Genomic DNA, 24,644 nt, shown 5'->3' with positions numbered 1-24,644 from the left:
GTCACACCTTCTGCAAGATGCCCTGCATCAAATCTTTCATGCTGCGGGTCACGGTAGAGTTGATGTTGTAGATCACCGACCACTTGTTGATCTTGTGCTGCAGCTCGGCCAGCAAGGCCGGATCATCGGGGCTGGTTTTCAGAGCCTCAATGGCCTTCTTGACCTCGTCATTGGCTTTATTGGCCTGCTCCTTCAGGTTCTCGGCGACGTTATCCAGGGTATTCCCCGGGTTAAAAATGGGTTCTGCCATCTCTTATGCTCCTTTGATCTGCTCAAGTATCTGCATGCCCGCCTCGATGGCGTCCGCTTCCTGTTGCCACTGCCGGTACTGCTGCGGAGATCCCCCGCGCATCAGCTGGCGCTTGACCTCCCCCAACGCCTGCACCAGCTGCTCCTGCAGCGCGCGGGCGAAGGCGGGATCAGCGCCGGACAGTCGCGTTTCCAAACTGGTCATCATGGCTTTCGCCCCCTTTCAATCTGACGATGTATTGCTGCTTGCCCTTGCTCACCACCACCGCATCGCGCTGGATAGAGAGGATGCGAACTCCGTTGGCTGTCGCCCCTCCGACCGGGTAGCGGCGGTTGTCGGCCAGGGTGACGTAGGGCACCCGACCGAGGGAGACACTGCGCACCTCGAACTCCAGCTCATCCTGACGGGGCGTTCGGCTCTGGTTGATCAGCTCCAGCATGGGGTGAGAGCCGAACTCGCGGCGAAACTGCAACTGCAGTTGCTGAAATTGCGCCAATCTCGCCTCATCCAGCTGACCTGACAGCTCGATCCGGTCGCGCGATTCACTCACCCGCAGCAAACCGGCCAGTCCCTGCTCCTGCAACATGGCATCGAGTCGCTTGCGATGTGCTCCGGCTACCTGCACCCGGTTTTCGATGCCGAGTAGCCCCGGCACCTCCTGCTTGAGCAGGGATTCAATGCTGTTCCAGCGTTCATCCTGCGCACTGATGGCTCCGCTCAAGCGCAGCCAGCCTGGCTCCTTGCCATTGCGGATCTGCAACTGCTCGTAACCGAGTTTTTGCAGGATGAACCCGGCGCCCTGACGCAGATCCTCCATGGTGCGCAGGTCGAGGCGATAGCTGAGCCCCTTGCCATCGAGATACTGCTGCAGGGCGAGGCGGTTGCCGTTTTCATCCACATAACCAGAGAGCAGCCATAGTTCGGGGTCACTGCTGTTGAGCACCACCTGGCGATAGGCTGGCGCGGCCAGAAAGCGCTTGAGCTCCTGCTCATTGCGAGCGGTATCGCTCTCGCTGCTCCCCTGCCACCAGCCGTGGCCAAGCATCACAACCACCGCCATGACCAGCGACAGGCAGAGGCCAACCAGCCACCACTCGGCACTGCCGGCACGCCGTCGTGGTCGCGCCGGTGCCGCCATGGCAGGCAACGCTTCCAGCTGTTCGGGCAGAGATCGGCTGCTGTCGCAAAAACTCCAGAGCAGGGGGCCAGCCTCCAGCCGGGTACCGGCCATCAGCTGGGCACCTGCCTCCAGTGCCGCGCCATCCTGAGTTGGCGTGATGCCCTCAGCCCAACCCTGCAGGTTGATCCCTTCGGCCGACACCAGCAGCACCAGATGCTCGGCAGCCATCCCCTCGTCCACCAGCACCAGATCGGCCAGCAGCGGATCGGAGCCGATGACCAGACGCCCTTCGGGCAGGGCTACCTCTACCCCGCGGTTAAGCCCGCGATATACGCGGCACTTCCAGCTCATCGACCAGCTCCGGTCGGGGACGCCTGCATGCACCAGCTGGCCGCCGGGGTGCATTTTTGATCCTTCGCCATCTCGACCAGACGCCAGCCCAGCTCATTGCCCATCCGGCACTGGGTAAGGGCGGAGCTCTTGCCCCCCTGACGCAGCAGTTTCTGCACATCCCGCGCTGCTGCCAGCGGCTGGCACTGGGCGCCGCCCAGCACCTTGCCAAGGGAGAGGCTCTGGTTGGAAATCTCGTCGACACCCAGCACTCCGGCGCGCAGATCCTGGCCATTGCCCAGCGCCAGATAGTGGGCGATACCGTCATCGATCAGACGAGGCTCAATGATAAAGAGCCGCACAGAACGACGGGTCTGGGTCTCCTTGCTGCGAAACAGCGCTCCCAGATAGGGGATGTCGCCGAGGAAAGGCACCTTGCTCAGGTTTTCACTCATCTCGTCGCGGTAGATACCGCCGATCAGCAGGCTCTGGCCGTGGCCGACCCGGGCGATGGTGTCCACCACGGTACGGCTGATGGTCGGGATGCCGTCGATGCCGGAGCTGTTTGGCTTCTGATTGCCATCCTCGATATGGAGGCTCAGGCTGATCTCGGGCTTGTCGCCCATCTGGATCACCCGTGGCGTCATCCGCAACATGGTGCCGTAGGTAATGTCCTTCAGTTCTGCCACCCGCTCCCCACTGATCTTGACGTAGTAGGTTTCGCTGTGGTCGATCACCGCCTGGGTATTCTCCTGGGTCAGCAGGGTCGGGCGGGAGACCACCTGGGCATTGCCCTCGTTCTCCAGCAGATTGACCCGGGCCAGCAGATAATCGAGCCCTTTGGAATCCACCAGACTGCCGAGAGCGGCGCCCCCTTCAATGCCCTTGCGATCGCCGGTGGTCTTGATGATCACCTGCTGGTTGGATCCGGTGCGGATCCCCACACGCCAGTCCACCCCGAGCTGGGAGAGATCCTCGGCATTGATGTCGATGATGGAGAGGGCCACTTCGATGCGGGCCGCCGGTTTGTCTAGCGCCGCAATCAGCTTGCCGTACATCGCCATCCGCTCCGGTGCATCGCGCACAATCACGGCGTTGAGAGAGGGGTCGGCCTGTACGATGGCCTGACCGGAGGCAACTTGCCCCCCCTTGCTCCCCTCGCCGTTCACCATCTGTACACCCGCATCGGAGAGCAGTCGGGAAAGGATGGTTGCCACGCCGGGGGCATCGACGCTGGTGTCGCGATACTGGATGGAGCGATCGGTAGCGGAGGCATATTTGAGCGGGAAGATCTCGATGGCGAGCGGCCCGGTCTTCTCGCTGCGCAGTTGGGACTGCTGCTCCAGTGCCACCGCCGTCTGCTCGATGAGTTCGAGATAGCGCGGCGGGCCCGAGACATAGACCAGCCGGTTATCGGCATCGGGTCGCCAGCCAAAGCGGGGTTCCCAGATTCCGGCCCTCTGCAGCGCCTGTTTCAGCTCGGCGGCACCGGTCTGTTCCAGATTGATGAGGCGAGACTGCACTTCGCTGTTCTTGAAGACGTAGAGCACGTTGCCGTCGTAGTACCAGACCAGGTTGTAAAGAGAAGCAAGTTGCTGCAGGAAGGTGAGCGGCTCGTCGTGCTCGAACTGGCCGTTGACCTGATCGTTGACCTTGTCGCTGACGACCACGGAGACCTCATAGTTGGCCCCGAAGTTGACCAGCACATCCCGCAGGCTCTCCCCCTCCGCCACATAGCTGTAGGGCATGGGCACCCAGTCGAGCTCCTGCGCCACCAGCGGACGCTGCCAGGCCATACAGACCAGCACCAGCCAGCAGAGCGGGCGGATCACTCTTTGCACGCTCAAGGGTGCCATATCATCTGTCTCCATTGCGGGGCCAGCGCAGCCTCGGTCAGCTGGGGCTCCAGCCGCTCCAGCAGGGTGATGTGCTGGCTAATCCTGAGCTCCAGTTGTGCTTCGTCGAGCCACTCCAGCGCCAACCTGGCTTCCAGCTGCAGGTTGCCCAGCTCATCCAGCACCAGGGCATGCGGGGTGTGACGCCCCCAGGCCACTACCTGTTGCAACAGGTGCTTGAGCAGGGCCGGATCATGGCTCTCCCCCTCACGGTGACGGGTTGAGGTGAGAGGGGTGCTGAGCAGCAACTCGCTCGCTCCGGGGGTCAAAAAGAGGGGATAACCATCGAGTCGCAGATGGTATCTACCCTGTACGTCGGCAACAAAAGGCCCTTGGCCAAGTTTTGTGGCCAATCGATTCAGTAGCGTTTGCATAGTTCCTCGGGCTATCTAGGGCGCGGGAGGCTGCCAGTAGAAGTGATCCTGAGCGAGGGCGATGCCCCGGCCCGCCAGCCACTCATGCAGTGTGTCGCCAGCAACGGCATCGTCGGGCAGTGCCTGCAGGGCTTGCCAGCAGGTGCCAAGCTCAAGCGGCACCGGCAGCAGCCGCTCAAAGGGGACCTGCTGCCCCTGCTCTGCGTACCAGGCCGGCCAGGCCTGTTGCAACCGCGCTTCACACTGCACCTGCAACTGCGCCAGCTCCTGCTCGCGTTCGCTCACGCTGGCGAGCTGTTCGGCAATCCGGCGCTCGAGGCCGGATGGTACATCGACCACAGTTTGCCAGAAGATGGACTGGGCATGGAGCTGACGGCGCATCAACTGCAGTTGATCCAGCTCATTGAGCCAGGCGCCATACAGCGGCTCCAGACGCTGTACCCACCAGCGGTGGAGGGGATAAAGCACCCAGTGCCACAGCCGCTGCGGATCAGCCAGATTGATGTTATCCCCCAGTTGCTGCAACCAGTCATCACGCTCACTGCCAGCAAGGCGCAGCAGCTGTTGCAGCTCATCACGGGAGACGGCCAGCGCAATATCGAGACGACGCTGAAACCAGATGGACCCGAGCAGGCGCTCCAGACGGGTCCTTGGCAGCAGACGCTGCAGCAACGCCATCTGCTGGGAGCTGATCACGCCGGCGTCCTGATAACGGAGCACGGACTGTCGTCCCACCAGCTGGGCCAGGTTGAGGCTCTCTGGCTGGACAACGGCAACCCGGCGACCTGCAAAGAGGCCCTGATTGGGTGATGTGTGATCTTGCTGACTCATGCTATGCCTTGCTCATCTTGCTGCGGGCAATTTATGGAATAATGTTTCGGTATGCTGGCTATTCTACCCATGGCGATGCCCTGCGACTTATAAAAAACGTCAGATTATTTTAGTCCGGCGTTAATCTTTGCCATGACGGGCACGGCTAGGAGTACAGCCAAAACGGCGCCGATAACTCTGGGTGAAATAGGACTGGCTGGAGAATCCCGCCTCCATCGCAATATCGACGATGCTCATCTCGCTATTGAGTAATAACTGATGAGCGTAGAGGATCCGCTGTTCGCTGATCCAGGCTCGGGGTGATACGCCATATATTGCGCCAAACAACTCCTTGAATGTAGTCAGCCCCATGCCGAACTCTTTGGCAAATTCGCTGAGCTTCCACTCCATCAGATAATGTTTTTCCATGAACTGCTGCAACCGCTCGACCTGGCGATTGCTCAGCTGGCGCAAAATAGACATCAATTGCGGTCCCTGTTCGCCAAAGGCGAGCAGAAAAAGCAGCTCTTCGGTTCGCAACCGGGCCAATTCGGGAGGATGTTCATGCTCGATCAACCCCTGCAAGCCCTGGATGGACTGGTTGATCAGAGGGGATGCATGAAACGGCAGCAGGCTGGGAGCAATCCCCTCAACCCGGCTGACCTCGCTCAGCAGTGAACCGAAACGCTGCAGAAAACCCTGCAAAAAGGAGTTGGAAAGGGGGATCCAGAGCAAGTGGCAAGGCTCGTCGCCAGTCGCAACCGCATAGCTGCCACGGCGCACGAATATCAATTCGTTGGGGGATAACTCATAGGTATCGGTGCAGTCCTGCCAGCTCATCGCGCCATCCAGGAGAACATATATTCCCTCCTGGCGGTGTTCAATGACGCTGAAAGCAGACATGCACCACTGGAGCAGGGCCATATCGCCCTTCTCTGTGGTTGTAATGCCCTTCATTTTTGTTTTCCTGAATCTGCGTGTATTGCAAGTAGCACCTCGGCAGCAAAAGGCTCCGTCCGGGTGGTTTATTATTGGTGTTTATTTTTCTTAGTTATGAATGTCATCATTAAGTGATGACCATGAATTTAATCAACACTTAAATCAGAAGAAAATCCTACAACAATCACCAGCATAAAAACCAGCCAAAAATTAGAGTCATGACACTACTGATACAATTGATAACGCATTTATCAGGCCTTTTTCTTACGTCATTAAATAGTTCGTTACAGAAAGAAACGCTGCAACCCAGCTGATAAATTAATAACCAGTTGATTTCCAGCTTGTTTATTAGATACGGCTTATTATTGACACAATGGATAACAAGGGCGTGGCTGCAATGAAATTACCAATGGGCGACTATTTAAAACCTTAAAAACTTTTTGCTGAGCCGTTGCCTGAATCGCGCCATTGCCAATAAACCGCAACCGGGTACGCACATAGAGTTCACCCTCTCCCCACTGCAGAGGCGTCAGCCGCATATCAAAAACCAGAGGCAGCATGGTCAGCTCATAACGGGTTGAGGCTACCTGCAATGGCCGTCCTTCCATCACGCTCAGAACGGTCACCTCCACGGTGGCAGGGCGAGGTAAATCGGCATTGAGGTGCACCTCCCCTGTCAGGCTCTGCGACACAGGAGGGACAACTGTGGTGCTGACGCAGCCACCGAGAGTCAGCAGCGCGAGCAAGAGCAGCGTTCTCATAACAACCGGATCCTTCTCTCGGTCAGCGGCTTGTGCTCGCCCTGCTGCAGGCGATCCAGCATCTGCTCCTGCGCTCTGCTCAGTGCAAGAGTGCGGCGCAATGCCGCCGCCAGCGGCACAGGTTCAACCAACGCATCACGGCCGCTCACGGCCCTACCGGCAAAGCAACCCGTCGCAGAGCGTTCTGCCGCAGATGCCAGCTGGCTGGTGCTCGATTCCTGGATCTTCATGGTCACACCCGTACTCCCATCACCTCGTCACTCTTGCTGACCGGACCAGGTCGTGGCTGCAGCAGCTCCTGCCAGAATTCGGCGTGCTCCAGCATGCTGGCCAGACTCTCTTCCAGCTGGGTCAGGGTCAGCCGCGAGGCCGACATCTGGCGGTAGAGTTGCACCGTCAGGCTCTCTTCATCAAAACCAAAGTGGAGATTGAACTGATACCAGTTGCGGTTGAAGCTGGCCAACTGGCGAAAGATCCCCTCACCCACCTGATGCAATTCGGCCACATCGACCTGCATCACCAGGTGATCCCGTTCGGGCACCAGAATGAGAGAGAGCTGCAAGTGCTCGTCAAAACAGAGTGCTGCCACCCCCTCCCGGTTCAGGGTCAGGGAGGGCAAACCATATTTGGTGGCAAACTCGGCGAGCAGCCGATTGATGATGACAGTGGCGTCCATGATTTCCTCCAGCAGAGAGGAGAGGATGGTAGCTCGCCATCCCGATGGCGGCTGTCACTCAGAGGCGGCTCTTTTAAGAAAAGTGGTCGGCACACGAAAAAGGCGCCCGTCGGGCGCCTTGCTGCCTGCTCGCGTCAAGCAACCCCGAAGGCTGCCTTGAGCGTCTGGTTGAGGGTCTGGGAGTACTGCTGCATCAGCTGCAGCACATCCTTCATGAAGTTGGCGTTGAAGGCCATGTTGTCTTCAATCTTCTGCTTCTCGGTCTGGCTGATGGTCGCCTTGACTTCATCTTCCTTGGCCGTCGCCTGGCTCTCGCCCTGGGCAACCTGCACCGCCGAGTTGCTCATCTGCCCGATGGACTGGATCACGGTACTGGCAATCTGTTGTCGGCTGTTATTGGCATCAAACGACTTGTTCAGCGTCTTGAGAGTGGCCTTGTCGTTTTTGATCCTTGCCGTCAGTTCTTGTCCCGCGTCCCCCATCTCGAGGCCAGCAGACTTCTTGATATCCCCTATCTGCTTCAGCTCCTGCTGGCGCCCGGCAATATTGGCATTGAGCGCCTTGTCCTGCTTGATCGCCTTGGCAGACTTGCTCAGGGAGAATCCTCCGGTAATGGCCGAAAAACCGGCCATTACACCGGATACCACCGCCATGACGATCATCAACTTGGCGCCGCTGCGCATCTCGGCGACCTGCGCTTTCTGGCTGTCGATCACCTGCTGGTTCTCCATGTCGCGCTGGGTCAGTCCCATCTGGCGCGCCAGACGAGCGAGCTGGAAGAGCTGCGACATCAGGTCGAGAGTATCGTTGAGCACCGCTCGGGCCTGTTCCAGCTTGGCACCGTCCAGACGCTGGGTCGGGGCAGGCAACTCGGGGCCGCCCTGACGCTTGACCTCACTGCCGGAGGTGACATTGCCGGCCGCATGGGTCGTCTCACTACGGCCTGTTGCAAGGGGCTGCTCGATCCCTTCACTCAACAGGGAATTTGTACGAATCGGATTGAAAGTGCTCTCGTTAATGCTCATAGATCCATCTCCTTATATGGCGGCTGGTCTGCGGGCAAGATTGCTCATCATCTCGCCTCTGGCACTGATCATCTCGAAGATCATCTCCATGGTCTGCTGGAACGCCTCCATGATCTGTGAGATAGCCTCCTTGAGCTTGTCGATCACCGCCTGCAACTGGGTCATCTCGCTCTTGCTCTGTTGCAAATCGGCCTGCGCATAAAGCGCAGCAGACTCTTTGGATGACTGAACCGATTTGGTCACCCCACCGCTCACATCGAGCAACACGTCGGTACCCTGGGTGCCCATCTTCATCACCTTGGCCGTATTGCCTGCCAGTTTCATCGCCTCGACTGACCCCTTGGCCGCAAATCGACCAGCCAGATCACCCACTTTGGTCACCAGCTTGGCGCTCATCTCCGCAGCCGTCCCGCCAATTTTCGCCCCCACCTTGGTAATGAGGCTACCGATGGAGGAACCGAAGCTGGCCACCATGGAAATGACGGCAAGGGCTATTTCGATCCCCATCAGAGCAGGCCCCAGCTTCTCCATCACCTCCTTGGAGATCAGGCCTGCTTCGGCGGCATGCTGCACAGCCATATTGACCATGCCGACCACGCCGGCGGCGATCATCAGGGCGCCAGCGGCAGCACCCACCCCGGTCGCCACCATGATGGCGCCGATAACCACAGATGCGATGGCGCTGAGCCAGCCAAAAATCTTGCCGAAGATGCCCGCTTTCTTGGCCTCCTTGGCACTCTCCTCAGCCTCTTTGATCTTCTCCTGGTTCTCGCCAATCTTCTTCTCGTTCAATTCACGAGCGCGCTTGATATCGTCGAGCTTCAGCTTGGTCTGGGTCCGCTCCAGATCGCTGGTGAGCTTGCCCAGCTCAATCTCGAAGGCGGCCGGCGAGGTAAAGGCCGCCGTCACCAGAGCGCCGACGCGGGGCAACAGCTTGCCGCTGTTCTCCACGGTCTCGCGAACCAGCCGGCTGATCTCTGCCAGCACTTTCTGGCCGGGACGATCATTACTTGCCGCCAGCGGCGGAGTCAGAGCGACACCGGCGGTGCGGGCTGCACCGCTCGCCTGCGTAACCGCGGCATCGAGCCGGGTTTCACTGCGCGGCTCGGCAGCTGGCTGCAAGCCAGCTACATTACCGATGTTTCCCAGCGGGGAAACGCTTCTTTCATTGCTGATCGGGTTCATCTTGCTGATCCCTTCTGATTGCGATGGCTTCCAACATGACCTTGGCGCTTGCTGCCAGATCAGCCAGCTGCGGGTCGCTGCCCGCCAGCAGGTGGGCCGAGTGGAAGCCACTCTCGGCCCCTGTCAAATCCCCCTGTTGCAACCGGCACTCGGCTGCATGAAACGGGAAACGGGGATCTTTCAAATCGAGCATGGCGCCGAAGCTGTAGCTCTGAACTGCCGTTTCGTACTCACCCATCGCCTGACGGCAGGCACCGAGCCCGAGGAAATAACGCGGCTCGTAGTGATCCAGCATGCAGAGGGCCTGGAAAATCTTGTGGGCATCTTGCCACTTGCCTGACTGGTACTGCCCGAATGCCAGCGCATAGAGCTGCTCCAGGGTATCGCCGGAGATATCCTTCAACATGGCGATGGTGCCGCCATCGGCAAGGAAGGACTCCAGTTCGGCTTCATACTCCGGGGTCAGGGTGGTGTCGGTCTGCATGTAATCTCCTTAAAGGGCGGCAAGAATGTCGCGCATGATGCTGTCGTATTTCTGGATAAAACGGTTGAGGGCTTCGATGGCCGAGTTGTAGCGGGAGCTGACATCGTTGAGCCGGGTGGTCTTCTCGCTCACCTGATCGTTGAGCGGACGTGAGCGGTCACTCACGCTGGTGGCAAAGTTGCCCAGCTTGTTGTTGTCCTTGTCGTACTTGTACTCGTTCTCGACCCCTGCCATCGACCCACTCTGCTTCTTGTCGCTCTCGAGGAATGTCTTGACCGACACATGACCCGAGGCGTCCTTGGGCATCTGATCCAGCAGCTTGAACTCGGGTCCCTCGCGGAACTTGGCGTCGTTCTCATAGCCATAAAGCTTGTAATCCATCAGATTGAAATCTGTCTTGAAGGTCTGGCTGGATGAGGAAGAGAGCGCCTTGTTGATCTCTGACTGGATAACCCCGTAGATCTTCAGCTCTGCGGTGAGCGCCTTGAGCTCTTCGTTGATACCGGTACGCTTGTTGTTCTGGGTAAACATCACCCAGGTGAAGGCGTCGATGACCTCCTGATCGATACGATCATCGGTATAGCGACTGATCTGCGCCACGACATCGGGGAGCGCCACCGGTAGCACCAGCGTGTCGACTTGCTTGCTGACCTCATCGAGCACGTCATCGTTGCTCAGGTAGCGGGCAACCAGCCTCTCCAGTTGTGCCCGGGTCAGCCTGGTCGAATCCTCCTTGCTGATGGAGACGTTGTCTTTCAGCTTGTCGACCAGTGCCCGCTGTTTTGCATTGAGGGTGCCTGACTCGCTGGTTAGCCACTGATCAATCTGGATATGATTTTTGTTGCGGGTGTAATCAGAGATAATGCTCATCACGTCTCCTTAAATCATCAGTCCACGCATCATGGTGGGGCGCCGGCTCTTGCGGCTCTCCCCCTGCTGTTCCGGCAACATCGCCTGCCTGCGGCGAAACTCTGCCAGCAACTCCTGTTCGGCCACGGCGACCTGTTCGCCGGGTGCATTGAACAGCAGCTGGCAGGTCTGCTCCGAGAGCGCAAGGCCGGCCAGCATCTCCTGCAGCAGGGCATTGCGCTGCTCGCTGTCGGCGATGGCCTGTTCGGCTCGCTCGATCACATCGCTATGGTGGGCAAAACGGGGTTGTTTCATCATGGCTCCTATTCTATGAGGCCCTTTTGGGCATGCCTGTCACGCAAGGCCGTCCTTTTGTCGTTTTCGCATCTCACGCAGGGAGCAGACCTGCTCGGCCGCAAGCGCAAACCAGCCAGGTTCGGGTTCGCTGGCGCCGGTCCAGTGGCGATAGAAGCGGCCCAGCCGCTCAGCGCTGAGGGTGCTGCCACGAAACACATCGACGTTGCCATAGAGCTCGTAACCCGCCCCCAGCACCGCCAGCGTCGCCTCCGCCAGCAGGTAGAGGGCGGCAAAGGGGTTGGCAAGACCATCCCGCTCGCCCTCACGGCGCACCAGCAGGATCCAGACCCGGCGCGTGTCGCTATCGACCCGCCAGGCGAGAGAGATGTGGCGATAGTGCAGGGCATGGCCGAGCTGGATCGGGGTCCCCCCCAGATGGTGAGGAGTCACTGTCACGCCGCGGGCCTGTAGCCAGGGGATGAGCGGATCGCCGTTCACAGGCAGACCCTGCCAAGCGGCTGGATATTGATCTGCTGGGTCAGCTCCTGATAGGAGAGTACCGGCAGGGCGTGGTAATCCCCTTCGATGAGCTTGCGCACATAGCGGCGGATATCCATGGAGACGATGAGCACCGGCTTGTTCTGCATCCGGGCCAGATCCCCCACTGTGTGGCGCACCTGATCAAGGAAGCCCTGGGTCACAGCGGGATCGAGGGCAAGATAGCTGCCGGCGCTGGTCTGGCGAATGCCACCGCGGATCTGCTCCTCCACCTGCTGATCGAGCAGATAGGCGGGCAGGATGTTGTTGCCGTTGGCGTACTTGTAGCAGATGTAGCGCTTGAGGCTGCTGCGGATGTACTCGGTGAGCTGCACCACATCCTTCTCCTTCTGGCCCCACTCCACCATGGCCTCAAGAATGGCGCGCATGTTGCGGATCGAGATATCCTCCCCCACCAGCCGCTGCAGGATCTCGGTCATCCGTTGCAGCGGAATGATCCGTTGCGCCTCCTTCACCAGCTCGCCATAGCTCCCCTCCATCTGCTCCAGCAGATAGCGGGTCTCCTGAATACCGATGAAGTCCTCGGCGTATTCGCGCAGCACATGGGAGAGGTGCCAGGTCATCACCTGATCCGGGGTGAGCGCCGCAAGGCGAGAGGTGTCGAGCCGAGCCTGATGTTCGCTGGCCACCCAAAGCGTGGGTTGCCCCGGCAACAGCGGCGTCCCCTCCTCGTAGGCGAGTCCCAGCAGATCGAGCTGGGAGGCGCTCTCCTGCACCAGCAGATGGCCCGGCCGCAACTGGCCGCGGGCCACCGGCACCTCCTGCAGCTGGATCAGGTATTCGCCCGCCCCCATCCCCTCGTTGAAACGCAGGTGAATGCCTGGGAACGGCACCCCGAGATCGAGATAGAGGGCACGGCGCACCCGCACCAGCTCGTCGTTGAGGGCGATGGCCTCCAGCTCGGCCTGCAGGGCGGCATCCACATCGATCAGCAGAGGCACCGTCATGGCAAACTCCTCCTTTTCACCCAGCTTGCCACGCGGTTTGCTGCCCGCCTTCGGCTTGCTGCGGGCGGCAGGGGCACCGGCCCCCTGTGCCAGCATGGTGGGCAGATCCTGGCTCTGCTGACTCTGCGCCTTGTGCTGGCGCAGGCCGATAAAGTAGCCCCCCGCCGTCACCACAGCAGCCAGCGAGAAGAAGGTGAGCATGGGGAAGCCCGGGATCAGGCCAAACAGCACCAGCAGCAGACCGCCGATCAGCATCGCCTTGGGCTGGGCCACCACCTGGGCACCGATATCGGAACCGAGATCAGAGGACTCTTCGGACGACACCCGGGTCACGATAATGCCCGCGGTGATGGCGATCAGCAGGGCCGGCACCTGGGAGACCATGCCATCCCCCACCGTCAGGATGGAGTAGAGCTGCAGCGCATCGGCCGCCGACAACCCCTTCTGGGTCACCCCTATGGTGACCCCGCCGAGGATGTTGACGAAGATGATGATGAGGCCCGCGATGGCGTCCCCCTTCACGAACTTCATGGCGCCATCCATGGAGCCGAACATCTGGCTCTCTTTCTCGATGACACTGCGCCGCTCGCGCGCCTCGTTGACGTCGATCACTCCGGCGCGCATGTCGCCATCGATGCTCATCTGCTTGCCGGGCATGGCATCGAGAGAGAAGCGGGCACTTACCTCTGCCACCCGCTCCGAGCCCTTGGTGATGACCAGAAACTGGACGATGGTGATGATGAGGAAGATGACGATCCCCACCACCAGATTGCCCCCCACCACGAAGTTGCCGAAGGTGTAGACGATCTGGCCCGCATCAGCCTGCAGCAGGATCATCCGGGTGGTGCTCACCGAGAGGGCAAGCCGGAACAGGGTGGTGATGAGCAGCACCGCCGGGAAGGCGGAGAACTGCAGCGGCGAGTTGATATAGACCGCCATCATCAGCAACACCACCGAGATGGTCATGTTGATGGCGATCAGAATATCGAGGGCCACCGGTGGCAGCGGCAACACCATCATGAAGACGATGGCCAGCAGCAGTACCGCCAGCATGATGTCCTTGCGCTCGCCGATCCGGCGCAGCAGCTCAAGGGAGCGTTGGTTCATTCTGCTCTTCCAGTTCGAGATATTGTTGATAGGCGAAACGGGCTTCATCCAGCCGGCCTGCCAGCTGGCAGGCGCGGCTGCGGCAGAGCCAGAGCGGGCCGTCGGCCTCCCCCTCTGCCATCAGCAGATCGGCATGACCGAGCGCCTCTTCGCCAAACCCCAGCCTGAGCAGGGCCACCAGCAAAGTGCGGCGGGCCGCCTGATTGGCGGGGTGCAGCTGCAACAACGCCACCAGCAGGGTGCTGGCACGATCGGGGTGACCATACTGCAGGTGCAGCCAGCCGGTGAGCAGCAGCGCATCCTGCTGCTGTGACGAGAGGATCATGGTCATACCTTGTGCAGCAGATGGAGGGTCATCTGCATCAGTTGTTCACCCCCGTGCAGCTGCTCGAGCAGCTCACTGGCCGCCTGCAGCTCGGGGGTGGTTCCTTCGACCAGCACGGCCCGCAGCCCCGCCATCGCCTGCGCAAAATCGCGCGGGCGCAGCAGATCGTGAAAGCCGCGATCCGGGGTGGCGAAGTCGAGCAGGGTGCGCTCCGCCAGATTGGCGGGATAAAGTCTGCTGATGTGAGGTTCGATGGAGTGGCCATCCGGCAGCAGGGCATAGCGCCCCGGCAGGCTCTGCTCCTGCTCGTCGAGGCGGATGGCGCTGAGCTGCTCAATCCCGATATGGGCCGCGGTGATCCGGCTCATGGCGCTACCACGTCATGTTGCAATCGGGTCAGGGTGCGTAGCGCCTGATGGAGCAGCGGCAGGGTCACGGCCCGCTCATCGAGGGTAACGAAGAGGATCAGCCGCTCCTCCCCGAGCCAACCGCAGCGCACCGGCAGGGCGGGCGCCTGGGCGGCGGCTGTGAAACTCATGGCGCGGCGAATGGCCTCGCCGCTCTGGTGCCACGGCAGCGTGCGGGCCAGCCAGAGCGTCAGTTGCCCCTGATGGCGCTCCAGTTGCAGGGTACCGCTCTGCTCCAGCTCAAGCTGGATCAGGTAGTGGGGGTTATCCCCGATGGTGATGCCCAGATCCTGGCAAAACTGCACCAGCTGGGGTTCAATCCAGTTCATGACGACTCTCCGGACAACTCATCCTCTTCCCGCTCGATGGCGTTATCGAGCGCCCCCTGACAGCACTGCAGCAGGTTCTGGCGCTGATCCTCCTCGCTGAACAGCTCCACCGGCAGCAGGCGGATCAACCGCTTGAGCTCCTGGTAGAGCTGCACCTGCTGATGTGTTTGCGTCAGCTCCAGAGCGACACCGATCTGCTCCACGTCGTGCACCGAAGACCAGCGTTTCTCCACCAGCGCAATGAGATCGCCCATCAGATCAGAAGGCCCGTATGCCATGGGCCGCCCCCTCCTTCACCCGCAGCCACAACTCGTCCACTTGGGCCGAGAGGGTGTTGAGCAGCCGCAGCTTGTGCATGTCGCTCATCACCCGCTCCAGCTTGACCGGGTCGAGCCAGCGCTGCTGACTGTCGAGATCGGCGCTTAAGGCCTTCATCATGAAGCCGGTCACCTTCTCCAGCGCACCGTTGCCAAAACGGCTATGAATATCGCGCCAGGCGGTGGAGAGGGCGCGATAGTCCTGCACCGCATCGCGATAGAGATCCCGCAGATCCTGCACCTGACCGAGCCCCTCACGGGCAGCCTCCTGAGCCGGGCCGGTAATGCGGGCGCCCAGCACGATGGCGCTGCCCTGCTCGTCGGCCAGTTTGGCCAGCGCCTGTTCAACAAGTGCCAACGTACCCCGCATTTCGGGGCGCCCGGCAAGGGCCTTGCGTGCCTGGGTAAGTGCCTCGAACTGCTCGCTAACCTCCCCCGAGTAGCTCTCGAGGTAGGCCAGCAGCTGGGAGAGGTTGGCCAGCCGGCCGCTGCCGAGGTGGCTGATCATCTCCTTGATCTTCTGCTGGCGCTCGAGCTCCGGCACCTTGTCGAGGTAGTCCCCCACCAGCGCCTCTATCTCGCTGATGCGGGCCTGACTGTCACTCAGCTTGCGCTTGGCAAGGGAGAGTTCGGAGCGCTCGGAAAAGACGAAGGTGAGCTCTTCTGCCATGTCGCCCAGCGACTGGGTCGCGCTGGCCAGCACGACCTGCTCCCCCTGAAACTGTCCTCCCTGCAGGGGCACCTGACGGGGGGCATTCTCGGCGCCACGGGCTTCAGGTTGAGCGGTGGGGAGATAGGGATTGCTCTGGATAGTGGCCATGGCGGCTCCCGTAATGAGTGGATTGACGAGGATGGCATTATAAAAATCGCCCTCGGGCGCCTATGCCAAAATCGGCCGTGAATTTTTAGCCAGCTCGCAACGCTTTTCTAAAAAGTCCCGACTCGCGCTGAAATCCCCGCGTGCGCCCATCGCCTATAGTGGCCACCGTTTTTAATGGTGCAGATCTCCCGATGTCCCTCTCCCTCGATCACATTCCCGGCCAGCTGCGTCACGCCATCGACGAGTGCCGCCTGATCCAGATCCGTGGCCGGGTCACCCAGGTGACCGGCACCCTGCTCAAGGCGGTGGTGCCCGGCGTGCGGATCGGCGAGCTCTGCCATCTGCGCAATCCCGACAACACTCTCTCCCTGCAGGCAGAGGTGATCGGCTTTGCCCAGCATCAGGCGCTGCTCACCCCGCTGGGGGAGATGTTCGGCATCTCCTCCAACACCGAGGTGAGCCCGACCGGTGCCATGCATCAGGTCGGGGTTGGTGAGCACCTGCTCGGTCAGGTGCTCGATGGCCTTGGCAACCCCTTTGGCGGCGGCCAGCAGCAGGAGCCAGCTGCCTGGTATCCGGTCTATCGCGATGCCCCCGCTCCCATGAGTCGCAAGCGGATTGAGCAGCCCATTTCGCTGGGCATTCGCGCCATCGACGGTCTGCTCACCTGTGGCGAGGGGCAACGGATGGGGATCTTCGCGGCCGCCGGTGGCGGCAAAAGTACCCTGCTGGCGTCGCTTATTCGCAGCGCCGAGGTGGATGTCACCGTGCTGGCGCTGATCGGTGAACGGGGCCGCGAGGTGCGGGAGTTTATCGAAGCAGATCTGGGGGAAGAGGGGCTCAAGAAGGCGGTGCTGGTGGTGGCCACCTCGGATCGCCCCGCCATGGAGCGCGCCAAGGCGGGCTTTGTCGCCACCTCCATCGCCGAATATTTCCGGGATCAGGGCAAGCGGGTGTTGCTGTTGATGGACTCCGTCACCCGTTTTGCCCGTGCCCAGCGCGAGATTGGTCTGGCCGCCGGCGAACCGCCGACCCGACGGGGCTATCCGCCCTCGGTGTTTGCCGCCCTGCCCCGCCTGATGGAGCGGGCCGGTCAGTCGGACAAGGGCTCCATCACCGCCCTCTATACCGTGCTGGTGGAGGGGGATGACATGACCGAACCGGTGGCCGACGAGACCCGCTCGATCCTCGATGGCCACATCATCCTCTCGCGCAAGCTGGCGGCGGCCAACCACTACCCGGCCATCGACGTACTGCGCTCTGCCAGTCGGGTGATGAACCAGATCATCGCGCCCGAGCATCAGGCGCAAGCCGGTCGCCTGCGCAGCTGGCTGGCCAAGTACGAAGAGGTCGAACTGCTGCTGCAGATCGGCGAATACCAGAAGGGACAGGACAAGGTGGCCGATGAGGCGATCACCCGTATCGAAGCCATTCGCCAGTGGCTGAAACAGGGCACCCATGAGCCGAGTTCACTGCCCGAGGCTCTCGCCACCCTGGAGGCGCTGACCCGATGATTGGCCGCCTGCAACGGATCAAAGACCTGCGGCTGGAGCGAGCCGAGCAACAGCTCGCCGCGCAACAGGCCCGGCTGCAACTCGCCCGCATCCGCCAGCGCGAAGCGGAGCAGGAGAGTCTCGACTACCGCCAGTGGCGGCAGGCCGAAGAAGATCGGCTATTTGCCATCTGTCAGGCGGAGCAACTCGATCGCAAGGGGCTCAAGGCGTGGCAACAACAGGTTGCCCTGTTGCGGGAGAAAGAGGCCCACCTTGAGCAACTGGCCGCCGAACAGGGCGAACGGGTGGCTGAAGAGCGCATCCGCTTGCAGGAGCGCCAGCAGGCGGTACACCGCGCCCGCCAGCAGCAACAGAAATTTGCCGAATTACACCGTCAGGAGCTGGCCTCACAGCAAGCCCTGCGCGACTACAACGAAGAGCAGGAACAGGAAGAGTTCCGCCAGCAGATCAGGATGTAACCAGAGATGAACCGACTCACCGCCCCCCGCGCAGAACCCCGGGTTGCTGACGAACAACAAGGCTTGCCGCGCGAACCGCACAAGGCGGATCTGGCGCAGCAGCAGCGCTTCGAGCAGGCTCTGCGCCTCGAGTCCGCACAACAGAAGAGAGCACGGGACCACAAAGCGCTGACCGGCAACCCCATCGGCAAACGGGATGAGCACCGCCGGACAAAGCCGGATGCCCCCCTTGCCAGCAACAAAGTGGCGGACAAGGAGAAGGAGCTGGCTGAGAGAAGGCTGACACGCCCGGCCCCGCGCAGCAAAAACCAGCATGACAAGCCGGAGGGAAACGATCGGCAGGAACTCCAGCCGCTCCCCGCTATCTTGCCGCAGATACGTGAGGGCATGCAGGCCCCCACTGCGCAGCAAGGGCGTGAAACCGCACCGGTTGATCTGGCCTGGATGTTACCGCGTGATGTCGCTGGCGGTCGGGAGTTTCTGAGCGCAACCGAGCCTGAGACCAAAGAGTGCTTTGATGAAAATCCCGCAGAGCTACCAATGGAGCGTCCTCCTCTGGCCAATAGCGACAGACGACCCATAGCTACCGAACCAAGCACTCAAGAGCGTGCCGATGAACATACCGTTGACCTGCCACAGGCTATGCCAAACGAAGCACTCATCAGACGAGAGCAGAGTGAACAGCCAATGGAGAGCAGCCAGCTGACCGATAGCCACAAGCTGCTGGAGCACAGCGAGCTGGTCGCCCGGTTTGAGGTGGGGGAACGGCTGCAGATAGCAGACGAGCCTACCGAACAACGACCTGCGACCAGCGAGGAGGAGTTGCTTGTGCAAGAGAGCTTTGCCAGCTCGGCCATCCGGGTTCCCCCTCTCGCGGCAACACCGGGGGATCTGCTGCTGGCACGGGTTGCCCCCCGCGTCGATCATCACGAGCTGGGTCAACTACTCAGCCGACTGGCGGTGGATATTCACCTTGAGCTGGGTCGCCCGGAGCGTCCCCCCATGCTCCAGCTCACCCTGCCCGCACTCGGGGAGCTTGCCATCCGCATCGAGCACCATCAGGGCTCGCTGCAGGTGGAGATGCTGGCCAGCGAGCAGGGTTCCCAGCTGCTCAATCAGGGACGCGGCGAGCTGATCGACCGCCTGCAACGGCTCTACCCCGGCGAGCGGATCGCCTTTGACCTCTTTACCCGGGGCGACAGCGAACAGGGGTCGCGCCAGAAACGATCCATCTATGACGAGTGGGATGCCGACGCATGACATCGATAGTCTTTCCCTCTGCCTCGACGGCGGAGCTGACCCTGCAGCAGCGGCTCAGCCAGTGCCGTCATCACTATGGCTGGAGTGGTGGCGAACTGACGCTCGCCATCGCGCCGCTGCCAGCGTCCCTCGACTGCCGGTTGCAACTGCAGTGGCAGGGGCTCTCCCTGCCGCTGTTTTGCCATGGCGCCGAGCTGGCCCGCTGGCTTGCGCCAGACCTGCAACAGGCTGCCCTGTTCAGTCTGCCAGCGTCGTTGCAACTGGCGCTGATCGAGCGCCTCGGGCAACCCCTTGGCGGCCTCAGCTGCTCGGCGCTGACACCGAACGCCACCTGCGAAGCGGCCGGTAGCGCCGCACTGCAACTGCAGCTCAAGCGGGAGGATACAACCCTCGCCCTCTGGCTGGCCGAGCCGGAGCCGCTGCTTGGCAAGTTGCCTGCGCGACCCGGCCAGCAACGCCTGGCGCTGCCTCTCACCCTCTCCTTGCAGTGGGGGGCGATGGGCGTTGCCATCAGCGAGCTCGAGACACTGGCCTGTGGCGATGTGCTGCTGCCGCCGCCCCACCCTCGGCTCGGCCAGCAGCTGCTGGTCTGCATCGAGGGACGCCCCTATGCCTACTGCCAACCCCATCCACAACATCTGGAACTGACCGCCATGCACAACGCCGCCCCCGATGATGCCCTCGACGCCACTATGCTTGAGCACCTGCCGGTGCAGGTCACCTTTGAAGTGGGCCGCCAGACTCTGGACTGGCACACCCTCACCACCCTGCAACCGGGCTCACTTATCGATCTCGGCGCCCCCATCGATGGCGAGGTGCGGATCATCAGCAACGGCCATCTGCTCGGCAACGGTCGGCTGGTGGAGATCCAGGGACGACTCGGGGTGCGGGTCGAGAGCCTCAAGAGCGAGTCGCCGTCATGATCCAGCTGCCGGACGAGCTAAACCTGATCGTCGGGCTGGCGCTGCTGGCCCTGCTTCCCTTTATCGCCGTGATGGCCACCTCCTTCGTCAAGCTGGCGGTGGTCTTCTCGCTGCTGCGCAACGCCCTCGGGGTGCAGCAGATCCCCCCCAACATGGCGATGTACGGGTTGGCCATCATCCTCAGCATCTATGTGATGGCACCGGTCGGTTTTGCCACCCAGGATTACCTGCGCCAGAACGAAGTGTCGCTGGCCAAGTCCGAGTCGGTGGAGAAGTTTCTCGATGAGGGGATGGCCCCCTACCGCGCCTTTCTGAAAAAGCAGATCAAGCCGCGGGAGCACGCCTTCTTCATCGACAGCACCAAGCAGCTCTGGCCCAGCGAATATGCCGACCGGCTGGAGCCCGACAGCCTGCTGATCCTGCTGCCCGCCTTTACCGTGAGCGAGCTGAGCCGCGCCTTCGAGATCGGGTTTCTCATCTATCTGCCCTTTATCGCCATCGACCTCATCATCTCCAACATTCTGCTGGCGATGGGGATGATGATGGTCTCCCCCATGACCATCTCGCTCCCCTTCAAGCTGCTGCTGTTCGTGCTGCTCGATGGCTGGGCCCGCCTCACCCACGGGCTGGTCACCAGTTACGGAGGCTAGGATGAGTCACGCCGATATTCTCCACTTCACCAGCCAGACCCTCTGGCTGGTGCTGATCCTTTCGATGCCGCCGGTGCTGGTGGCGGCACTGGTGGGCACCCTTGTCTCTTTGCTGCAGGCACTGACCCAGATCCAGGAGCAGACGCTGGGCTTTGTCGCCAAGCTCATCGCCGTGGTGATCACCCTGTTTGCCACCACCGCCTGGCTTGGCAACGAGCTCTACAGCTTTGCCGATATGGTGCTGCTCAAGGTGCCGCAGATCCAATGACCCTCGAGAGCCTGCAGGGCCAGATGCTGGCCTACACCCTGCTGCTGCCGCGCTTTATCAGCTGCTTCGTCATGCTGCCGGTACTGAGCAAGCAGATGCTGGGGGGGGCGATGATCCGCAACGGCGTGGTCTGCTCGCTGGCGCTGTTCGCCTACCCCATGGTGGCCGACACCCTGCCCCCCGCCATCGATGCCCTCGATCTGGCGCTCCTGGTGGCCAAGGAGGTGCTGCTCGGCCTGCTGATCGGCTTTGTCGCTGCAATCCCCTTCTGGGCCGTCGAGGCAAGCGGCTTTCTGGTGGATAACCAGCGCGGCGCAGCCATGGCGTCCCTGTTCAACCCGAGCCTCGCCAGCCAGACCAGCCCCACCGGTCTGCTGCTGACCCAGACGCTTATCACCCTCTTCTTTTCCGGCGGCGCCTTTCTCGCCCTGCTCTCGGCCCTGTTCCAGAGCTATGCCAGCTGGCCGGTGACCCGTTTCTTTCCCGCTATCGGAGATCTCTGGGTGAGCTTTTTCTACAGCCAGTTCAGCCAGATGCTGCTGCTCTGCGCCCTGTTGGCGGCCCCCCTGCTGATCGCCATGTTTCTGGCGGAGTTCGGGCTGGCCCTTATCAGCCGCTTCGCCCCCTCTCTCAACGTCTTTGTGCTGGCAATGCCGATAAAAAGCGCCGTCGCCAGCCTGCTGCTGGTCATCTACATCAAGCTGATGATGGATCACGCCTACCGCCAAGTGCTGGCGGTTATGGATCCGCTGCAACTGCTCGCCCCCATTCTGGAGGCGCGATGAGCGGCGAGAAGACCGAACAGCCCACCGCCAAAAAATTGCGCGATGCCCGCAAGAAGGGGCAGGTGGTCAAGAGCAAGGAGGTGGTCTCCACCGCCATCATCCTCAGTCTGGTGGGTATGCTGATGGCGATGTCCGACTACTACCTCGAACATCTGGGCAAGCTGATGCTGATCCCGGAATCCCACCTCAACCTCCCCTTTGCCCAAGCCCTCAACCATGTGGTGGAGAACCTGATGCAGGAGATGGCCTACCTCTGCATCCCGATCCTGGCGGTGTCGGCGCTGGTGGTGCTCGCCTCCCATATCGCCCAGTACGGTTTTCTGCTGAGTGGCGAGTCGATCAAGCCCGACATCAAGCATGTCAATCCGGTGGAGGGGGCCAAGAAGATCTTCTCCATCAAGAGCCTGATGGAGTTCGTCAAATCCCTGCTCAAGGTGAGCCTCCTGAGCCTGCTGGTATGGGTCACCATCGAAGGCAACCTGCAGGCGATGCTGCAACTGCCCGGCTGCGGCATGAGCTGTATCACTCCGGTACTGGGGGGCATGCTGGGCCAGCTGATGGCGGTCTGCGCCATGGGGTTTGTGGTGATCGCCATCGCCGACTACGCCTTCGAACACTACCAGCACATCAAGCAGCTCAAGATGAGCAAGGACGAGGTGAAGCGGGAGTACAAGGAGATGGAGGGGAGCCCGGAGATCAAGAGCAAGCGCCGCCAGTTCCATCAGGAGCTGCAATCAAGCAACATGCGTGCCGACGTGAAGCGCTCCTCGGTCATCGTCGCCAACCCGACCCATATCGCCATCGGCATTCGCTACGAGCGGGGAGAAACCCCGCTGCCGGTGGTCACCCTCAAATTCACCGATGCCCAGGCAATGCTGGTGCGCAAGATTGCCGAAGAGGAGGGTATTCCGGTGCTGCAGCGCATCCCGCTGGCCCGCGCCCTCTATCGCGATGCGCTGATCAACAACTACATCCCCGCCGACCAGATCGAGGCGACCGCCGAGGTACTGCGCTGGCTGGAGCAGTGGCGCCAGAGCGAAGGGCCGCAGTGGTAACCGCTTGCGGGAGATCACCAGAGCGCGTCACCTAAAAAACCGCGACCCGGGTTAATATCCGGCCGATCCCTCTTTTTGCGATCCTGTGCATCACAATCATCAACCCAGAGATGTGCATGGATCTCGATACTCTACTGACCCGGCTTGCCCGACAGCTCGATGCCGACCAGCTCAATCAGCTCTCTGCCGACGAGTGGCTGCTGCTTGCCGCGGATGGCCTCGCCCTGCAAATCACCCGGACCGACACCGGCATGGTGCTGGCTTGCCGCCCTGATGACCGGGAGCTGGATCCCCGCTGGATGCCGCTGCTGCTCAGCTATAACGGCCTGCTGACCACCACGGGAGGCATGGTGATGGGATTGACCGGCAACCAGCGCCTGCTGATGCAGTTACCGGTCGCCATCGCAGATGCCGATGCACTGGCCAGCGTGACCCTCAACTTCCTGCAACTGGTACGGGAGTGGCAGTTGCGACTGCTGGCGCCGTGCCAGCCAACCCTCTCCGAACCCGGCTCTCTTAATATGCTGTCTGCCATCAAGGGATAACTCATGAATACCACCTCAGCGACCTCATTGACGTCACTCTATCGTGACCTCCACTTATCCTCCGCCGGCAGCCAGCAGGAGCTGCGTGCCAGCAATGGCAATCTCTACCTCAAGGAGGGCAAGGGGCTGGTCTCCGTCGAGAGCCACAGGCTGGCTCACCGGGATGCCGCCATTGCCCGGGTGATCACCGCCATGAGCCGGGAATATGGCATGAGCACGGAAGAGGCTGGCAGCCTGCTGCGCAGCGTACAGGCAGATAGCGGCAAAGTGACGGTGGCGGATGTGCGTCAGCTGCACAACGAACTCACCCTCGGGGCCCGGCACCAGAGCGAACGCTCGCAAGAGTTGCAGCAAGTCGCCGACCTGCGCAAACAGCAGCTCGTCTCAGCTACCCGCGCTCAGGGGCTCGCCCCCGATATTCGCACCCATGAGCAGCTGCGCAGCGCCATCACCCGGCAACATGGCGAACAAACGCTCGCCCTGCTCGACGAGAAACTCCCCTCTTTCATGCACAGCAAAGGGATGCTGACTCCGCGCCATATCGAGACCATCGGCCAGCTGCTCAACTCCGGCGAAGTGGCCCGCTTCCAGCAAGCCATCACCATGGTCACGCTCAACGCCAAGAGCCCGGTCGACAGTCAGGCAGCCCGCGCCGTTGCCATCGAACTGGCCAAGCTGCCCATGAACCTGCTCAAGCAGGCCGATGCCGAAGGGCTGACGATCCGGGTCACCCATGACAATGTGACCACCTACCATACCCATCTGGCCGGAACGAGCGCCCGTGGTCATGGTGGTGGCGGGTGGGACAAGCTGCCGGGCGTCGGTGCCTTCGGCGGCAGTAAAGAGACCGTTATTGCGATGGAGCAGGATCGCTCGGGCAAATGGCAAGTGGGTAGCCATCACGGCTCGGCCAATCTGGTGTTGCACGAATTTGGCCACTCCATCGATCGTCTGGTGGGTGCCAGCACCACAGGCGCCAACCTGAGTCAGGACAGCTCCTTCTATGCGGCCTGGTACAACGACTATCACAAGCTGGGGGATGCCTACTTTCAGCAGGCGGGCCCAAAAGGGAACTACGAACCGGGACTGGAGGAGAGCTTTGCCGAAGGTCTGGCACGTCTTTATGGCGACAACAATGCCTTCGCTCACTGGAGCCATATCGAGGCACAACTGTTGACACTCTGACAGGATTCCACTGTCCCGCAGACCCGCCAACAACAACGGGGCCATCACTGATGGTCCCGTTGTTGTCATCAGCTTGATGACCCCCGTCAATCACTGCCAGGTTGTCGATTGCGGCCCATTTACGTACTATTGCCAGCCATTGTGCTTCAGGCTTCTTGGCTCGTGATTCAAGGAGTTGTCACTCGGCAGATAGTGG

32 protein-coding genes are annotated in these 24,644 nt (G+C 61.2%); 10 read left to right on the top strand and 22 right to left on the bottom strand.

From position 1 onward, the window contains the following. Position 1: 1 nt before the first annotated feature. From sctF to sctW, 22 genes are all read right to left on the bottom strand, one after another. Positions 2-250, bottom strand: a complete 249-nt coding sequence (sctF, locus tag BS300_RS03795) for a type III secretion system needle filament subunit SctF (RefSeq protein ID WP_071910879.1) — start codon at positions 248-250, stop codon at positions 2-4. 3 nt (positions 251-253) lie between these two features. Further along, positions 254-457, bottom strand: a complete 204-nt coding sequence (locus tag BS300_RS03790) for an EscE/YscE/SsaE family type III secretion system needle protein co-chaperone (protein ID WP_033113160.1) — start codon at positions 455-457, stop codon at positions 254-256. After that, a complete protein-coding gene (gene sctD / locus BS300_RS03785) occupies positions 420-1,721 on the bottom strand; it encodes a type III secretion system inner membrane ring subunit SctD (RefSeq protein WP_071911346.1) in 1,302 nt (433 codons plus the stop codon). Before sctD ends, BS300_RS03790 begins: the two co-directional genes overlap by 38 nt. Next, entirely contained in the window at positions 1,718-3,571 is a 1,854-nt protein-coding gene (gene sctC / locus BS300_RS03780; RefSeq protein ID WP_192849731.1) for a type III secretion system outer membrane ring subunit SctC, read from the bottom strand. The genes sctD and sctC overlap by 4 nt, the downstream gene beginning before the upstream one ends. Beyond that, positions 3,544-3,969, bottom strand: coding sequence for a YscB family type III secretion system chaperone (locus BS300_RS03775; RefSeq protein WP_071910874.1), 426 nt, complete (start codon positions 3,967-3,969; stop codon positions 3,544-3,546). The genes sctC and BS300_RS03775 overlap by 28 nt, the downstream gene beginning before the upstream one ends. A 15-nt stretch (positions 3,970-3,984) precedes the next feature. After that, positions 3,985-4,800 (bottom strand): T3SS regulon anti-activator ExsD domain-containing protein, encoded by an 816-nt coding sequence (locus tag BS300_RS03770; RefSeq protein WP_071910872.1) that lies wholly within the window; start codon positions 4,798-4,800, stop codon positions 3,985-3,987. 120 nt (positions 4,801-4,920) lie between these two features. Further along, positions 4,921-5,736 carry an AraC family transcriptional regulator gene (locus tag BS300_RS03765; protein WP_042031490.1) on the bottom strand — a complete coding sequence of 272 codons (816 nt, stop codon included), beginning with the start codon at positions 5,734-5,736 and terminating at the stop codon, positions 4,921-4,923. Positions 5,737-6,080: 344 nt separating this feature from the next. Continuing rightward, positions 6,081-6,479, bottom strand: coding sequence for a YscW family type III secretion system pilotin (locus BS300_RS03760; protein ID WP_041208846.1), 399 nt, complete (start codon positions 6,477-6,479; stop codon positions 6,081-6,083). Next, complete coding sequence (locus BS300_RS03755) at positions 6,476-6,709, bottom strand: T3SS regulon translocated regulator ExsE family protein (RefSeq protein WP_071910870.1); 234 nt, start codon at positions 6,707-6,709, stop codon at positions 6,476-6,478. The genes BS300_RS03760 and BS300_RS03755 overlap by 4 nt, the downstream gene beginning before the upstream one ends. Before the next feature lie 2 nt (positions 6,710-6,711). Next, positions 6,712-7,155 (bottom strand): type III secretion system chaperone, encoded by a 444-nt coding sequence (locus BS300_RS03750; protein WP_033113167.1) that lies wholly within the window; start codon positions 7,153-7,155, stop codon positions 6,712-6,714. Positions 7,156-7,289: 134 nt separating this feature from the next. Continuing rightward, positions 7,290-8,180: a YopD family type III secretion system translocon subunit gene (locus BS300_RS03745; protein ID WP_071910868.1), complete on the bottom strand. Its 891-nt coding sequence runs from the start codon at positions 8,178-8,180 to the stop codon at positions 7,290-7,292. A 12-nt stretch (positions 8,181-8,192) separates the two neighbouring features. Beyond that, a complete protein-coding gene (gene aopB / locus BS300_RS03740; protein ID WP_071910866.1) occupies positions 8,193-9,365 on the bottom strand; it encodes a type III secretion system translocon subunit AopB in 1,173 nt (390 codons plus the stop codon). Beyond that, on the bottom strand, positions 9,346-9,849 hold the full coding sequence (locus BS300_RS03735) for a SycD/LcrH family type III secretion system chaperone (protein WP_043850411.1): 504 nt from the start codon (positions 9,847-9,849) through the stop codon (positions 9,346-9,348). The genes aopB and BS300_RS03735 overlap by 20 nt, the downstream gene beginning before the upstream one ends. Positions 9,850-9,858: 9 nt before the next feature. Then, the gene (locus BS300_RS03730) at positions 9,859-10,719 is read right to left on the bottom strand and encodes a virulence-associated V antigen (RefSeq protein WP_071910864.1); all 861 of its coding nucleotides are present in this window, start codon (positions 10,717-10,719) and stop codon (positions 9,859-9,861) included. A 9-nt stretch (positions 10,720-10,728) separates the two neighbouring features. Continuing rightward, positions 10,729-11,016, bottom strand: coding sequence for a type III secretion protein (locus BS300_RS03725; protein ID WP_269319547.1), 288 nt, complete (start codon positions 11,014-11,016; stop codon positions 10,729-10,731). 36 nt (positions 11,017-11,052) lie between these two features. Further along, complete coding sequence (locus BS300_RS03720) at positions 11,053-11,493, bottom strand: LcrR family type III secretion system chaperone (protein ID WP_071910861.1); 441 nt, start codon at positions 11,491-11,493, stop codon at positions 11,053-11,055. Continuing rightward, positions 11,490-13,655 carry a SctV family type III secretion system export apparatus subunit AscV gene (gene ascV, locus BS300_RS03715; RefSeq protein WP_275654872.1) on the bottom strand — a complete coding sequence of 722 codons (2,166 nt, stop codon included), beginning with the start codon at positions 13,653-13,655 and terminating at the stop codon, positions 11,490-11,492. Before ascV ends, BS300_RS03720 begins: the two co-directional genes overlap by 4 nt. After that, positions 13,588-13,932, bottom strand: coding sequence for a type III secretion system chaperone AscY (gene ascY, locus BS300_RS03710; RefSeq protein ID WP_071910857.1), 345 nt, complete (start codon positions 13,930-13,932; stop codon positions 13,588-13,590). The genes ascV and ascY overlap by 68 nt, the downstream gene beginning before the upstream one ends. Before the next feature lie 2 nt (positions 13,933-13,934). Further along, positions 13,935-14,300, bottom strand: a complete 366-nt coding sequence (gene ascX / locus BS300_RS03705; RefSeq protein WP_071910855.1) for a type III secretion system protein AscX — start codon at positions 14,298-14,300, stop codon at positions 13,935-13,937. Next, positions 14,297-14,668 carry a SycN family type III secretion system chaperone Acr2 gene (gene acr2 / locus BS300_RS03700; protein ID WP_071910853.1) on the bottom strand — a complete coding sequence of 124 codons (372 nt, stop codon included), beginning with the start codon at positions 14,666-14,668 and terminating at the stop codon, positions 14,297-14,299. Before acr2 ends, ascX begins: the two co-directional genes overlap by 4 nt. Continuing rightward, on the bottom strand, positions 14,665-14,946 hold the full coding sequence (locus tag BS300_RS03695; RefSeq protein WP_033113178.1) for a TyeA family type III secretion system gatekeeper subunit: 282 nt from the start codon (positions 14,944-14,946) through the stop codon (positions 14,665-14,667). The genes acr2 and BS300_RS03695 overlap by 4 nt, the downstream gene beginning before the upstream one ends. Continuing rightward, a complete protein-coding gene (gene sctW, locus BS300_RS03690) occupies positions 14,927-15,805 on the bottom strand; it encodes a type III secretion system gatekeeper subunit SctW (RefSeq protein ID WP_042031505.1) in 879 nt (292 codons plus the stop codon). Before sctW ends, BS300_RS03695 begins: the two co-directional genes overlap by 20 nt. Before the next feature lie 191 nt (positions 15,806-15,996). Between sctW and ascN the strand changes: the two genes are divergently transcribed. The 10 genes from ascN to BS300_RS03640 all read left to right on the top strand — a co-directional run bounded on the left by ascN (position 15,997) and on the right by BS300_RS03640 (position 24,448). Continuing rightward, complete coding sequence (ascN, locus tag BS300_RS03685; RefSeq protein ID WP_071910851.1) at positions 15,997-17,319, top strand: SctN family type III secretion system ATPase AscN; 1,323 nt, start codon at positions 15,997-15,999, stop codon at positions 17,317-17,319. Next, complete coding sequence (locus BS300_RS03680; RefSeq protein ID WP_071910849.1) at positions 17,316-17,777, top strand: YscO family type III secretion system apparatus protein; 462 nt, start codon at positions 17,316-17,318, stop codon at positions 17,775-17,777. Before ascN ends, BS300_RS03680 begins: the two co-directional genes overlap by 4 nt. A gap of 6 nt (positions 17,778-17,783) precedes the next feature. Beyond that, positions 17,784-19,037: a type III secretion system needle length determinant gene (locus BS300_RS21475; RefSeq protein WP_239693793.1), complete on the top strand. Its 1,254-nt coding sequence runs from the start codon at positions 17,784-17,786 to the stop codon at positions 19,035-19,037. After that, positions 19,034-19,960 carry a type III secretion system cytoplasmic ring protein SctQ gene (sctQ, locus tag BS300_RS03670; protein WP_071910847.1) on the top strand — a complete coding sequence of 309 codons (927 nt, stop codon included), beginning with the start codon at positions 19,034-19,036 and terminating at the stop codon, positions 19,958-19,960. Before BS300_RS21475 ends, sctQ begins: the two co-directional genes overlap by 4 nt. Next, positions 19,957-20,610 (top strand): SctR family type III secretion system export apparatus subunit AscR, encoded by a 654-nt coding sequence (gene ascR, locus BS300_RS03665; protein WP_029302711.1) that lies wholly within the window; start codon positions 19,957-19,959, stop codon positions 20,608-20,610. The genes sctQ and ascR overlap by 4 nt, the downstream gene beginning before the upstream one ends. 1 nt (position 20,611) lies before the next feature. Further along, positions 20,612-20,878, top strand: a complete 267-nt coding sequence (gene ascS / locus BS300_RS03660) for a SctS family type III secretion system export apparatus subunit AscS (protein ID WP_033113185.1) — start codon at positions 20,612-20,614, stop codon at positions 20,876-20,878. Further along, positions 20,875-21,663 carry a type III secretion system export apparatus subunit SctT gene (gene sctT / locus BS300_RS03655; protein WP_033113186.1) on the top strand — a complete coding sequence of 263 codons (789 nt, stop codon included), beginning with the start codon at positions 20,875-20,877 and terminating at the stop codon, positions 21,661-21,663. The genes ascS and sctT overlap by 4 nt, the downstream gene beginning before the upstream one ends. Beyond that, on the top strand, positions 21,660-22,718 hold the full coding sequence (gene ascU, locus BS300_RS03650; protein ID WP_071910845.1) for a SctU family type III secretion system export apparatus subunit AscU: 1,059 nt from the start codon (positions 21,660-21,662) through the stop codon (positions 22,716-22,718). The genes sctT and ascU overlap by 4 nt, the downstream gene beginning before the upstream one ends. Positions 22,719-22,834: 116 nt before the next feature. Next, positions 22,835-23,263: a CesT family type III secretion system chaperone gene (locus BS300_RS03645; RefSeq protein WP_071910844.1), complete on the top strand. Its 429-nt coding sequence runs from the start codon at positions 22,835-22,837 to the stop codon at positions 23,261-23,263. A 3-nt stretch (positions 23,264-23,266) separates the two neighbouring features. Continuing rightward, complete coding sequence (locus BS300_RS03640; RefSeq protein WP_071910842.1) at positions 23,267-24,448, top strand: hypothetical protein; 1,182 nt, start codon at positions 23,267-23,269, stop codon at positions 24,446-24,448. The last annotated feature ends 196 nt before the right edge of the window (positions 24,449-24,644 follow it).

Origin of the sequence: Aeromonas sp. SCS5, assembly GCF_001887375.1 — a bacterium.
In the GTDB taxonomy this organism is placed as follows: Bacteria; Pseudomonadota; Gammaproteobacteria; order Enterobacterales; family Aeromonadaceae; genus Aeromonas; species Aeromonas jandaei.
The sequence above is the reverse complement of the archived record's forward strand: the minus strand, read 5'-3'. Positions and strand labels throughout refer to the sequence as shown.